This is a genomic window from Paraburkholderia sp. BR10141 (assembly GCF_056155635.1).
Map to the genome: position 1 here is coordinate 184,773 of NZ_JBMIQH010000003.1, position 12,747 is coordinate 197,519.

Consider the following 12,747-nt stretch of genomic DNA (forward strand, 5'->3'; position numbering starts at 1 on the left):
GCCTCAACCCCATGACGGAGGCTCAAATGGAATACCTGTTGATGATCTATTCGGAAGAAAACAGCTGGAACCAGATGACCGACAGCGAGCGACAGCAAGGCGTCGCCGCCTATCACGCATACACGGAATCGCTCCAGAAAGCGGGGGCGCTGGTGGGTGCCAACCGGCTGCAGCACACGAATACGGCCACGACCGTGCGGCTGGTCGACGGCAAGCCGCAGGTGCTCGACGGACCGTACTCCGATTCGAAGGAGCAGCTCGCGGGCTACTACCTGATCGACGTACCCAACCTGGACGCGGCAATGGCGTGGGCGTCGCGGTGTCCAGGCGCGGCGCACGGCATCATGGAAGTGCGCCCGGTCTGGACCGCTCCGTACGATGCGCCATCTGCTGCATGAGCCAGTCCGGCGGCGGCCGTCACGCTGACGCCGCCGCACATCCCATTGCCGAGGCCGTCGCGCGCCGCAGTTATGGCAAGCTCGTCGCGCTGTTGGCGATGCGCACGCGCGACGTCGCCGCGGCCGAGGACGCACTCGCCGACGCGTTTGCGGCGGCGCTCACGGACTGGCCGGAGCAGGGCTGCCCCGCGAGCCCCGAAGCCTGGCTGTTGACCGTTGCGCGCCGCCGGGCGATAGATGGCGCACGCCATCGCCATGTCGGCGACGCAGTGGTGAACCAGCTCGCGATCCTCGCGGAAGAGATCGACGAGTGTGAACCCGGCGCGTTGCCCGACCGGCGGCTCGCGCTGCTCTTCGCGTGCACTCACCCTGCACTCGAGGCCGCAATTCGCACGCCGCTGATGCTGCAGGTCGTGCTGGGCCTGGAAGCGAAGACGATTGCATCCGCGTTTCTGATGTCTCCCGCCGCCATGAGCAAGCGCCTCGTGCGCGCGAAGACCAAGATCCGCGAAGCGGGCATTCCGTTCAGCGTGCCCGAGCGTGAGGAACTGCCCGGCCGGCTCGACTCAGTGCTTGAAGCTGTCTATGCAGCGTATGCGGAAGGTTGGACGGACCCGGTCGGCGGTGATACCGAACGGCGCGATCTAGCCGACGAGGCGCTGTATCTTGCACAATTGCTCGTCGAACTGCTGCCCGAGGAACCGGAGACGCTGGGTCTGCTTGCGCTGATGCTGTTTGCGCAGGCGCGGCGAGATGCCCGACGCGATGCGGCCGGCGATTACGTGCCACTATCGGCTCAGGACCCGGCAACATGGAACGCACCGATGATCGACGCAGCCAACGTACTGCTGCGGCGCGCGAACGCGTTAAATTCAATCGGTCGCTTTCAACTCGAGGCCGCGCTGCAGTCGGCGCATGTGCATCGCTGCCGATCGCATTGCCCGAACTGGGACGAGATCGTGCAACTTTACGATGGGCTGCTCGCCATTGCAGCTTCGCCCGTCATCGCGGTGAACCGCGCACTGGCGCTGGCGGAACGCGACGGCCCACAGGCGGCGCTCGACGCGCTCGCGCCGTATGCGGACGATCCGCGGCTGACTGACTACCAGCCATACTGGGCCGCACGTGCCAATCTGCTCGCGCGTGCCGGCGCTACGACCGAAGCGCTTGACGCGTACGATCTCGCCATCGGCCTCGAGCGCGATCCGGCCGTGCGCCGGTTCCTGCAGCGCAAGAAACTGGAACTTGCATCGGCGGGCAGCTAGGGACGCGTGGCAATGCGAACGTCCGCAATGGAACGTGCAGCCGCCCCACGGCCGCGGGTCACCGACCGTCCGCTATGGCCGAGCTGCTGCGTCTCGTTGTCCGTTGGAAGCGCGTCGATCACCCGTGAATCATCTTGCCAGGTCCGTGATGTTGCGGCTGAATGGCGGCGAAAACGTGCGCCTCCTTCTGTAGCGCCGTCAGAATCTCAACGGCCTGGGCATACAGCACGAGGCCAGCAACACGCACGAACGTCTCACGCGAGCGGGCGATCGACGCAATCTGCTCCGAGCACACAAATACAGTTTCGCGGGCATCTCCCGCAATGACCGTGTCCTGAAGGATCTGCAACTGATGAATGATCCGAGCGAGGAATATGACTCCCTCACTCTTATGGGGAAGCGTCGCTGACAAGCGTTCCAGGTCGTCAATAGTTTGACGCAGCCGCGATAAAGTCGCCCGATCCATTCTCGTCTTCTCCTTGTTTTCTTCCTCTTTCCACGGTGGGTCGATACAAAAAGTACCACTGCCCAATCTCCGAACTCCGTTGCCATCTCTCGCCCAACCCTTCTTTATCGGCATCTACGCACGAATCTGTAGATCCATACGACGAACCCAGTCTACGTTTATGCAAAACGCATTCACCGGGACAGGTTGAGCGCGGCGACGGCTTCGCCGTCCGTTTCATCGAGCGCCAGGGCGATGTTGTGCCGGCTCGATGGCGAGATCGTTCGCCGCAAGATAGTTCTCGATCGCGCGGCGCATCGGACCGGCCACATCGAGTCTTTATCAACCGCCCGCGAGGCATGTCCCTTGCGCGGAACCAGACGAACAAGCATACATTCGTGGATGGTGGGCCATCCCGATCCAGGACCCTTATGTCCGATTTTATCGAATCCGAAATTCATCGGTCTCGCAGAGACCGCGTCGCGACGCTGGCGCGAACGATAGTGCGCACGCTGACCATTCTTGCGGCAAGCTATTTGCCGTGCGCGGGGCTGTCTGCTCAGCCAGCTGACAATGCCACCAGCTTGCGCGCCACCTACGAGAGCCTGAAACCACAACTCGACCATGCCGCGTTTCATCGCAGGCTGTATCTCGATTCCCGCGAGTCCCCCTCAACCGTCACGGGCGAAATCTACGCTGTGCTGGACTACCCATTCGGGACCGTCAGTGATGTATTTAATGACCCGACGCAGAGCCCGAGGAACTGGTGCGATGTCTTGATCCTGCATCCCAATATCAAGTACTGCCACGCCTCTGCCAGCAGCAGCGGCGACACGCTGACCGTATACGTCAGTCAAGAGGAAGTCGCTGAAGAACTCGCGTCCACCTACCGTCTGCAATTCGATTACGAACCGGCAACCACCAGCCCGGGATACTTCCGGCTAAAACTGCACTCCGATAGCGGGCCGCTGAACACCCGCGATTATCAGATCGTTCTGGAAGCGGTGTCGCTCGGGAGTGGTCGCACGTTCCTGCACCTGACCTATGCGTATAGTTACGGGGCAATCGGGCGTCTCGCCATGAAGGGCTATCTCGCGACTTTCGGTCATGGCAAGGTCGGCTTCACCAACCTCGCGGAACCGTCCGCGGCAGAGCCGAAATTCGTCGACGGGGTGCGCGGTCTGGTGGAACGCAATACCATGCGTTACTACCTGGCCATCGATGCCTATCTCGGCGAACCGACGAGCCTACCGGACAATCGCGTGCAGCAGCGCCTGAGTAACTGGTTCAGTGCCAGCGAGCAATATCCACGGCAACTGCACGAAATTGACCGGCAGCAGTACATGGAGATGAAACAGGAAGAATACCGGCGCCAACAGGCGCGACCGTAGGGGCTTGCCGCGCGCTGCTGCTGCGCCGGGACCTTCTGCCTGCATGGCTGGCACGTGGATCACTCAGCAGCCGCCTGCAATTGCTTAGGCGAAAGCGCCGTTACCAGGCGTCTTCGACTGTCCGTAGTCTTCGATGATGCCGATCAGAACGTTGAGATCGGCCGGCTTGACCAGGTAATGATCGATACCGGCATCGGAAGCGCGGTTTCGATGGTCCTCCTGGCTGTAGCCGCTTATGGCAATAATCAGGCTGCGCGGCAACGCTTCGTCGGCACGAAGATGCTGCGCGACTTCGAAGCCTGACATACCAGGCAGTCCGATATCTAGCAGAATGACTTCCGGCAGAAATGCACGTGCTTGCAAGAGCGCTGTGGGGCCATCAGAGGCACGCTGAACCTGATGCCCATGTATGCGCAGAAATGCTTCAAGGCTTTCTGCTGTCGCGGTCATATCGTCGACGATCAGGACGCGCGCGCCTTGAGTGCGCCGTATCGGAACCACATTCGTCTGTGTTTTGGTCAACTGCTGAACCGCGCGCGCCGGCAAGCGGACGGTAAACCGGCTTCCTTTTCCCTGGCCCTCACTCTCGCACTGAACCGTGCCTCCATGCATTTCCGTGAGATGGCGCACGAGCGTCAGGCCGATGCCGAGGCCTCCCTGGCTGCGGTCCAGCGAAGTCTGCCCCTGTGCAAAGAGTTCAAAAACGTGTGGCAAAAACGCGGGATCGATACCAACGCCTTCGTCGGAGACGACAATCGAGGCTGTCGCGCCGTCATATTTTGTCGAGATGTACACGCGCTCCCCGGGCGACGTAAATTTGGACGCGTTGTTGAGCAGGTTTGTCACGATCTGCGAGAGCCTGACGATGTCACCCTCGATCACGACGTCGACATCCGGAGTTTCGCGTATCAGGGTTTGCGAACGCCTGCTGTAGTGCGGTCCGCTCGCCTCGATTGCCCGGTCGATGACGTTCGACAGCAGCACGAATTCCGTACGAAGGGTGACCACGCCGCGCGCAATTCGCGAGACGTCGAGGAGGTCGTCCACAATGCGCACGAGATGCTCCGCCTGCGTTCCGATAATGTCGCTACCCCATCGCAGCACGTGGGGATCCGTCGACTTGGCACTTCGCATCACCGCCACGGCATTGACGATAGGCGCAAGCGGATTGCGCAGTTCGTGCGCAAGCATCGCCAGAAATTCATTTTTGCGCCGGTCGCCATCGCGGATCGCCGAGAAAAGCAAGGCGTTTTCGAGCGCGATTGCCGCACGGCTCACAAACTCGCGCGTCACGGGCCCTTCGTCGATGCGTTCGATCGAGTGGCGCACGCCCAGCACGATGACGCAGGGTTGGGCGGCGTCAACCAGTAACGGCCAGGCCGTCATTGCGTCCAGTTCGAGGGGCATCCCGGTAACGCTGCCGTCGTCGTGGCTGGACGCCAGCACCGGGCTCCCGTCGATCTGGCGCGTTGCCGGGAGGCCCTTCGAGAGGCACTCTTTGACCAGATCCTCGAGTGCCTGCAAAGGCAAAGTCCGCGGCAGCAGGACGCCAGCCGCCTCGGTTTGAGCGCCTGCGTACGCAGCGTTCGAAATGTACGCAACGGTTTTCGGCGCCACTCCTTCCCCCGCGGTGAACACCAGAACCGCGAGGTCGGCGAGCGCGGGCACGGGCAGTTCAACGATCCTCGCAACGGTATCGTCGACCTCCAGCGAGCGGGTCAGCGCCTGACTCGCGCGGGCAAGAAAGTCGGCTCGGTATCGCGCCTGTTCGGCAGCCGCGCGCTGCGCCTCGACCTTTGCAAGTTCTTCGCGCTCGGCCGCGCGCGCGAGTAGCTGGTTGCGCATCCGGTACATGTCGACAAAAACGCGGACCTTCGCCCGCAGTATCTCCGGAACGACAGGCGAGGATATATAGTCGACAGCGCCCAGTGAATAGCCGCGCGACATTTCCTTTTCATCCACATAAGCGGTGACAAAGATAATGGGCGTTTGCCTGGTTCGCCGGTACGCGCGCATCATCGACGCCGTCTCCAGTCCGTCCATGCCTGGCATGTTCACATCCAGCAGGATGACTGCGAATTCCTGTTCGAGCACGGCCGCAAGTGCGGCCCGCCCGGATGAAACCTCCACGATGTTCTCGCGGAGTTCTTCGAGAATGCTGCGAAGAACGAGGTGCTGCTCAGGCACATCGTCGACGACAAGAATGTTGACCTGATCGCCCTCTTCCCGCGAATACGTTTCCATGGTAGTTCCTACGCATGAAGTCACGCGTTCAGGACGGCAAGCAGATCGGCGCGGTCCACGGGCTTTGAGAGGTAGTCCCACGCGCCTGCGGCGATGCACCGTTCGCGGTCGCCTTTCATTGCCTTGGCGGTTACGGCAACGATCGGCAAGGTTCGACCGGCAGACAGCTTGCGGATCTCGCGAATCGTCATGAGGCCATCCATCTCGGGCATCATGATATCCATCAGCACGGCGTCGATTGCAGGGTCTGTTGCGACCAGACGGATCGCGTCGCGTCCATTGTCGGCCCAGACGTGACGCATGCCGTAGTCTTCGACAACGGTCGCGAGAGCGAAGATGTTGCGCATGTCATCGTCGACGATCAGCACCTTCTTGCCTGTTAGCGCGATTTCCGACTCCCGCAAGCTCTCCAGTTCCGCCTGCGCCTGCTTGCCGAGTCGACCGGAGCCGACATGCATCGCGGCGACTGTCGTATCGAGCAGATGCGCCGGTGTAGAGACCGGCATGACGACGTACCGCTCGGCCGCGCCCAGCCAACGCGCCGGTAACGCTCCCCGTTCCCCGATCAGGACCACCGGCAGCGGCGAAAAAGCTGTACGCCCGGGCAGCGCCTCGTGCAGTTCGTCGGGCGACATGCTACTCAATCCGTCGACGTCCATGACCAGCGCGTCCACCGACTGTGAAGCGAGGCACCTAAACGTTTCGTGACCGGGCACGGCCAACTGCAACGCGATGCGCTCGCCTGCCAGACGCTGAATAAGCGTTTCGCGCTGCGGCGTTGGCGCTAGCGTAACCAGTACCCGGCGAGCATCGGTTTCCACGTATTGCATCAGCCGGCCCAACGCTTCGTCCAATTGCTCGCGCGACTGGATCGGCTTGGGCAGAAAGCCGAAAGCGCCCGAACTGAACGCGCGCTCGCGTGACTCGTCTGTGGAGACCACGCAAACCGGTACATGACGCGTCGTCAGATCGTGCTTCAAGCGGGACAAAACGCGCCACCCTTCCATATCGGGCAGAAACAGGTCCAAGGTAACGGCAGCGGGCTTGAACTGGTCCGCAAGCGTCAACGCCACGGAACCCAATGACGTCACGAGCCCTTTGAAGCCCTTTTCACGCGCCGCGTCAAGCAGAAAGCCCGCAAACGGGCGATCGTTCTCGACGATCAGCAGCACACGATCGCCCCGCGCGATGTTGCTTCGATCGTCCTGCGCTTCGTCAGCGAAGCTTGCGACTTCCTCCACTACGGCGGTTACAGGTTCACGCACCGCGGGGCCAGTGACCGACTCCAACCGCGCTCGAGAATTCAATACGGCTACCGAACCGCGTGGCTCGTCATGGGTGGCCGTCCTGCGCAGCGCCTTGCCGGGTTCGTTGCCGTACGGGAGATACAGGGTGAAAGTGCTGCCCTTGTTTGGCGAACTGATGAGCCTGATTTCCCCTCCCAGCAGCTTGGACAGTTCGCGACTGATTGCAAGACCAAGGCCGGTACCCCCGTACTTGCGGCTCGTGCTGCCGTCGGCCTGCTGGAATGCCTCAAAGATAATTTGCTGTTTCTCCGCCGAGATACCAATGCCGGTGTCGGACACGGAAAACGCAATGACCTGGTGCGCACGATTCAGGCTCTCGTTATCCGCTGTCCAGCCGTCGAAGGCCTCTTCAATCGATAACGTGACATGCCCTTCGTGGGTGAACTTGAACGCGTTGGAAAGCAGGTTCTTGAGGATCTGCTGAAGGCGCTTCGGATCGGTATGGAGGGACGCGGGAAGTTGTGCTTCCGTGTGAATCATGAAGTCGACCTTGCGGGCTTCGGCCACATGACGGAACGTGCGTTCAACGTATACGGTGAGATCCTCAATTCGATGCTCGGTGATGTCCACGACTACCGTGCCCGACTCGATCTTCGAAAGATCGAGGATGTCGTTAATGAGCATCAACAGATCGTTACCCGACGAATGAATCGCTTTCGCGAAATCGACCTGTTTCGGCGAGAGGTTGCCGTCCGCGTTCTTGCACAGGTTGTCTGAGAGAATCAGCAGACTGTTCAGCGGTGTGCGCAGTTCGTGAGACATATTGGCGAGAAACTCGGACTTGTACTTCGAGGTCAACGCCAGTTGTGTTGCCTTTTCTTCGAGCGCCTGTCGCGCCTGCTCGACTTCGGCATTCTTGCGTTCGACCTCTTCGTTCTGGTGCGCAAGGAGGTGCGCTTTCTCCTGCAACTGCTGGTTGGTCTGCTCGAGTTCCTCCTGCCGGCTCTGCAACTCGTTGGCTAGCGTCTGGGACTGTTTCAACAGGTCCTCGGTGCGGGAATTTGCCTCGATCGTGTTGATCACGATGCCGATACTCTCCGTCAACTGATCGAGAAACGCCTGGTGCGTGGGATTGAGCCGCTCAACCGATGCGAGTTCGATGACTCCCTTGACCTTCGCCTCGAACACGACGGGCAGAACGAGCACGTTGTGAGGCGTTGCGTCAAGGAGTCCGGACATAATACGGAAGGGCTCGGTTGCGGGCGACTCAAGCAGAATCTTGCGTCTTTCGACTGCGCACTGGCCGATCAATCCCTCGCCGAGATGAATCTGCTTGCCGTGCGTAGCGTGCCCGCCCGAAGCGTAGCTCGCGGTAAGACGAAGGGATGCCGGGCTGGAAGCGGTATCCAGCACATAAAATTCGGCGCGTTGCACGCCGACTACCGGGGCGAGTTCGGAAAGAATCAGCTCGCCGACCGCAACGAGATCTTTCTGGCCCTGCAACATCCGGCTGAATTTGGCGAGATTGGTTTTCAGCCAGTCCTGCTCCGTATTGACCTGGGTAGTGTCCTTCAGGTTACGGATCATTTCGTTGATCGTGTCTTTGAGCGCTGCAACCTCACCCTGGGCCTCAACGGTGATGGAGCGAGTCAGATCGCCCTGGGTCACCGCGGTCGCGACTTCGGCAATCGCGCGCACCTGGGTGGTCAGGTTTGCGGCGAGCTGGTTCACGTTTTCGGTAAGCCCCTTCCACGTTCCCGAGGCGCCTGGCACCTTGGCCTGCCCACCCAGCTTGCCCTCGACGCCCACCTCGCGAGCCACCGTGGTCACCTGGTCCGCGAAGGTTGCCAGCGTGTCGGTCATGCTGTTGATGGTATCGGCGAGCGCTGCGATCTCGCCTTTTGCTTCGACGGTCAGCTTGCGATCGAGATCGCCGTCCGCGACAGCCGTCACGACCCTGGCAATGCCGCGTACCTGGCTCGTCAGATTACCGGCCATGAAGTTCACGTTGTCGGTCAGATCCTTCCAGGTCCCGGCCACCCCTTGCACATCGGCCTGACCACCGAGCTTGCCTTCAGTGCCGACCTCCCGGGCTACACGGGTCACCTCGGAGGCAAACGAACGCAACTGGTCGACCATCGTATTGATGGTATTTTTGAGCTCGAGGATCTCGCCTTTCACATCGACCGTGATTTTCTTCGAGAGATCGCCGGCTGCCACTGCCTTGGTCACATCCGCGATATTGCGTACCTGGCTCGTGAGGTTGCCCGCCATGAAGTTCACGTTGTCGGTCAGGTCTTTCCACGTTCCTGCCACGCCCTGCACATCGGCCTGGCCGCCGAGCTTGCCGAGCGTGCCGACTTCGCGCGCCACCCGCGTGACTTCAGAGGCGAATGAGCCGAGCTGGTCGACCATGGTGTTGATGGTGTTTTTCAGTTCGAGGATTTCGCCCTTCACGTCCACCGTGATTTTCTTTGACAAGTCACCGGCAGCCACAGCCTTGGTCACGTCCGCAATGTTGCGCACCTGGCTCGTGAGATTCCCCGCCATGAAATTGACGTTGTCGGTCAGATCCTTCCAGGTGCCGGCAACGCCCTGCACGTCGGCCTGCCCGCCGAGCTTGCCTTCCGTGCCCACCTCGCGGGCCACGCGCGTAACCTCCGAGGCAAACGAGCGGAGCTGGTCCACCATCGTATTGATGGTGTCCTTCAGTTCCAGAATCTCGCCTTTTACGTCAACGGTGATCTTCTTTGACAAGTCACCCGCCGCGACTGCCGTCGTGACGTCCGCGATGTTGCGAACCTGTGCGGTCAGGTTGCTGCCCATCGAATTGACCGAGTCGGTCAGGTCCTTCCATGTACCCGCTACGCCCTGCACATTCGCCTGGCCGCCGAGTTTGCCGTCGGTGCCCACCTCGCGCGCCACCCGGGTGACTTCGGATGCGAAAGAGCCGAGCTGGTCCACCATGGTATTGATGGTGTTCTTGAGTTCCAGGATCTCGCCTTTCACGTCCACGGTAATTTTCTTTGAAAGATCCCCGGCCGCAACGGCTGTGGTCACTTCGGCGATATTGCGCACCTGCGCGGTGAGATTGCTGCCCATTGAATTGACCGAGTCGGTCAAATCCTTCCACGTGCCGGCCACGCCCTGCACGTCCGCCTGGCCGCCGAGCTTGCCTTCCGTGCCGACTTCGCGGGCAACTCGCGTCACCTCGGAAGCAAACGAACGCAACTGATCCACCATCGTATTGATGGTGTTTTTCAGTTCCAGGATTTCGCCCTTTACGTCGACGGTGATCTTTTTCGACAGATCGCCCGCGGCGACGGCGGTGGTCACCCCGGCAATATTGCGCACCTGCGCGGTGAGGTTGCTACCCATCGAATTGACCGAGTCGGTCAGATCCTTCCACGTGCCGGCCACGCCCTGCACGTCGGCCTGGCCACCGAGCTTGCCTTCCGTGCCCACTTCGCGGGCCACACGGGTCACCTCCGAGGCAAACGACCGCAACTGATCCACCATCGTGTTGATGGTGTTCTTCAGCTCGAGAATCTCCCCTTTCACATCAACCGTAATCTTCTTGGAAAGATCGCCGGCAGCGACGGCCTTCGTGACCTCCGCGATATTGCGAACCTGACTCGTCAGGTTGCCTGCCATGAAGTTGACATTGTCGGTGAGATCCTTCCATGTGCCGGCAACCCCCTGGACATCCGCCTGTCCACCGAGCCGGCCTTCCGTGCCGACTTCGCGGGCGACCCGTGTCACTTCCGAAGCGAATGAGCGAAGCTGGTCCACCATCGTGTTGATGGCGTTCTTCAGTTCGAGAATTTCGCCTTTCACGTCGACCGTGATTTTCTTCGAAAGATCGCCGGCGGCGACAGCCATGGTCACTTCCGCGATATTGCGCACCTGGCTGGTCAGGTTGCCGGCCATGGAGTTGACGGAGTCGGTCAAGTCCTTCCAGGTTCCTGCAACACCCTGGACGTCGGCCTGGCCACCGAGCTTGCCTTCGGTGCCCACTTCGCGCGCCACACGTGTGACTTCGGCCGCGAAGGTGCCCAGCTGATCAACCATGGTGTTGATCGTGCGTGCCGTGCGGAGAAATTCGCCCTGCAATGCGCGGCCATCGGCTTCGAACGCCATGTTTTTGGAGAGGTCGCCCTGGGCCACCGCGCCGATTACGCGGGCAACCTCACTCGTGGGGTGCACCAGATCGCCGATCAGCGAGTTAATGGCATCCACCGAGTCGCGCCAGAACCCGCGCGCAGCCGGCAACGCGGCACGTTCGTTGAGACGCCCTTCTTTCCCGACGACGCGGCTCAGACGCGCGAGCTCTTCCGACATGCGTACGTTCTGGTCGACGAGTTCATTGAACACCTGGGCCAGCCTGCCGTGCAGACCCGACCAATCGGGCGGCAGTTCCGCCGTTTCGCCGTCCTTAAGCGCACTCAGCGCGAGAAGCACTGTTTTCGCACGGTCCGTGTCAGGTTCGCCTCGCAGGATGATTGCATTGATATTGGCGGCGTGATCGAGCCAGAAGCCTTCGAGTGCTTCGGCGGACAGGCGCCTTCCGATATCGCCGGGTGTGCGCACAGTCAGATCGCTCGCCACATCCCGCAGCTGGACAGACATCCTGCCGCATTGCGCAGCAAGCAGGTTGTATTCGGCCGCAACTTCACCGTACAGGCCCTCCCAGTCGTCCGGCAATCGCGCTGCGGCGTCGCCGCGCCGGAAAGCGCCCAACGTACGAGCGATTCGCCCAAGGTTGTTTTCCTCCGCCACCGTCGTCATAACCGTAGGAGCGTCCATTTTCACCTCGTGGCCGGGAAAGCCGAGCGGAACCCGATGCAGCCGAGTCATCTGTTTTGTTCTAGTCGATGCAATGCGCCGACGTGCTGAGGCGGTAGTCAGCCTGGCAAAAGTCGGAGAACCGGTATTGATGCTGCATGAAGCGCGGTGGATGGGGAGCAAGAAACGCGCCCGTATCTTTCATTTAGCAAACACCGTAAATGGCGGTCGGCGCGGCGCCGGTCAGGGTATTGACCAGCGAACACCGCCTTTGCAAAAAAAATGGCACCGGCCGCTAAAAGCCGATGCCCCATTTGCCGCTCTGGAGGAAGTTTTACAGCAGCTCCGTTCAGGCTCACCCGTGGGACTATTCGTCCCACGGAGGTCGGGTTGCTCTCACAAGTCCGTCGGGTTATTCATTCCGGGATCACGTCCCGGAAGCTCCCCGGTCGCCAGCCAGTAGGGACGGCGGTTGTAGTAGTCATGCAGTTGCGTCCCCCACGTCGAATCAGCCATCGATGGCCAGTGATCCTTATCGAATCCGGGATCGTCCTTGATTCGTTGAGCCTGGATGTCGACACGGAAGCACTTCTCATTGGTGTCCAGCGTCAGTGCGTTCCACGGAATGGCGTGAAGCGTATTACCCATGCCGAGGAATCCGCCCTCAGCCAGGACTGCGTACGCGACGCGCCCGCTACGTACATCGAGCATGATGTCGGAGATCTTGCCGACGTGTTCACCGTCAGCAGAAATCACCTTGTCGCCGTCGAGCGTGGCCGCGGCCATGATTTCGGGCCCCGGGCCTTCGCCGACGCCCCCGCCGACGATCTGTGCGCCAGTGCCCCCTGCCTGGGGATCAAGGATAGTCATGTTGCGCTCCTTTCGGTTAAGAGTTGCGCTCGCTCTAGCGCACGCCGCGTGCCACGCTGCCGTTCGCACATGAATTTAACCCGCGTCTCATTGTCGTGGCGC

7 protein-coding genes are annotated in these 12,747 nt (G+C 61.0%); 3 read left to right on the forward strand and 4 right to left on the reverse strand.

All coding sequences use genetic code 11. The features are described 5' to 3' along the window. Positions 1-26 precede the first annotated feature (26 nt). Together ACOJB8_RS05565 and ACOJB8_RS05570 are read left to right on the forward strand one after the other, a co-directional pair. The gene (locus tag ACOJB8_RS05565; protein ID WP_069262408.1) at positions 27-398 is read left to right on the forward strand and encodes a YciI family protein; all 372 of its coding nucleotides are present in this window, start codon (positions 27-29) and stop codon (positions 396-398) included. Next, positions 395-1,663 carry an RNA polymerase sigma factor gene (locus ACOJB8_RS05570; RefSeq protein WP_475011406.1) on the forward strand — a complete coding sequence of 423 codons (1,269 nt, stop codon included), beginning with the start codon at positions 395-397 and terminating at the stop codon, positions 1,661-1,663. Before ACOJB8_RS05565 ends, ACOJB8_RS05570 begins: the two co-directional genes overlap by 4 nt. A gap of 118 nt (positions 1,664-1,781) precedes the next feature. On the opposite strand, the gene ACOJB8_RS05575 is transcribed toward ACOJB8_RS05570, so the two are convergent. Then, complete coding sequence (locus tag ACOJB8_RS05575) at positions 1,782-2,195, reverse strand: hypothetical protein (RefSeq protein WP_475011407.1); 414 nt, start codon at positions 2,193-2,195, stop codon at positions 1,782-1,784. Positions 2,196-2,539: 344 nt separating this feature from the next. On the opposite strand from ACOJB8_RS05575, the gene ACOJB8_RS05580 reads away from it, so the two are divergent. Continuing rightward, the gene (locus ACOJB8_RS05580; RefSeq protein ID WP_475011410.1) at positions 2,540-3,499 is read left to right on the forward strand and encodes a hypothetical protein; all 960 of its coding nucleotides are present in this window, start codon (positions 2,540-2,542) and stop codon (positions 3,497-3,499) included. An 84-nt stretch (positions 3,500-3,583) separates the two neighbouring features. Here ACOJB8_RS05580 and ACOJB8_RS05585 read toward each other — a convergent pair whose 3' ends face one another. From ACOJB8_RS05585 to ACOJB8_RS05595, 3 genes are all read right to left on the reverse strand, one after another. Continuing rightward, positions 3,584-5,743, reverse strand: coding sequence for an ATP-binding response regulator (locus ACOJB8_RS05585; RefSeq protein ID WP_475011411.1), 2,160 nt, complete (start codon positions 5,741-5,743; stop codon positions 3,584-3,586). Positions 5,744-5,763: 20 nt separating this feature from the next. Next, on the reverse strand, positions 5,764-11,847 hold the full coding sequence (locus tag ACOJB8_RS05590; RefSeq protein WP_475011413.1) for a HAMP domain-containing protein: 6,084 nt from the start codon (positions 11,845-11,847) through the stop codon (positions 5,764-5,766). A 324-nt stretch (positions 11,848-12,171) separates the two neighbouring features. Next, entirely contained in the window at positions 12,172-12,645 is a 474-nt protein-coding gene (locus ACOJB8_RS05595; RefSeq protein WP_069262064.1) for a PRC-barrel domain-containing protein, read from the reverse strand. Between the last annotated feature and the right edge of the window lie 102 nt (positions 12,646-12,747).

Coding starts and splice junctions, on each gene's coding strand:
- ACOJB8_RS05570 (WP_475011406.1), top strand. CDS start 395: ATGAGCCAGTCCGGCGGCGGCCGTCACGCTGACGCCGCCGCACATCCC.
- ACOJB8_RS05595 (WP_069262064.1), bottom strand. CDS start 12,645: ATGACTATCCTTGATCCCCAGGCAGGGGGCACTGGCGCACAGATCGTC.
- ACOJB8_RS05580 (WP_475011410.1), top strand. CDS start 2,540: ATGTCCGATTTTATCGAATCCGAAATTCATCGGTCTCGCAGAGACCGC.
- ACOJB8_RS05585 (WP_475011411.1), bottom strand. CDS start 5,743: ATGGAAACGTATTCGCGGGAAGAGGGCGATCAGGTCAACATTCTTGTC.
- ACOJB8_RS05565 (WP_069262408.1), top strand. CDS start 27: ATGGAATACCTGTTGATGATCTATTCGGAAGAAAACAGCTGGAACCAG.
- ACOJB8_RS05590 (WP_475011413.1), bottom strand. CDS start 11,847: ATGACTCGGCTGCATCGGGTTCCGCTCGGCTTTCCCGGCCACGAGGTG.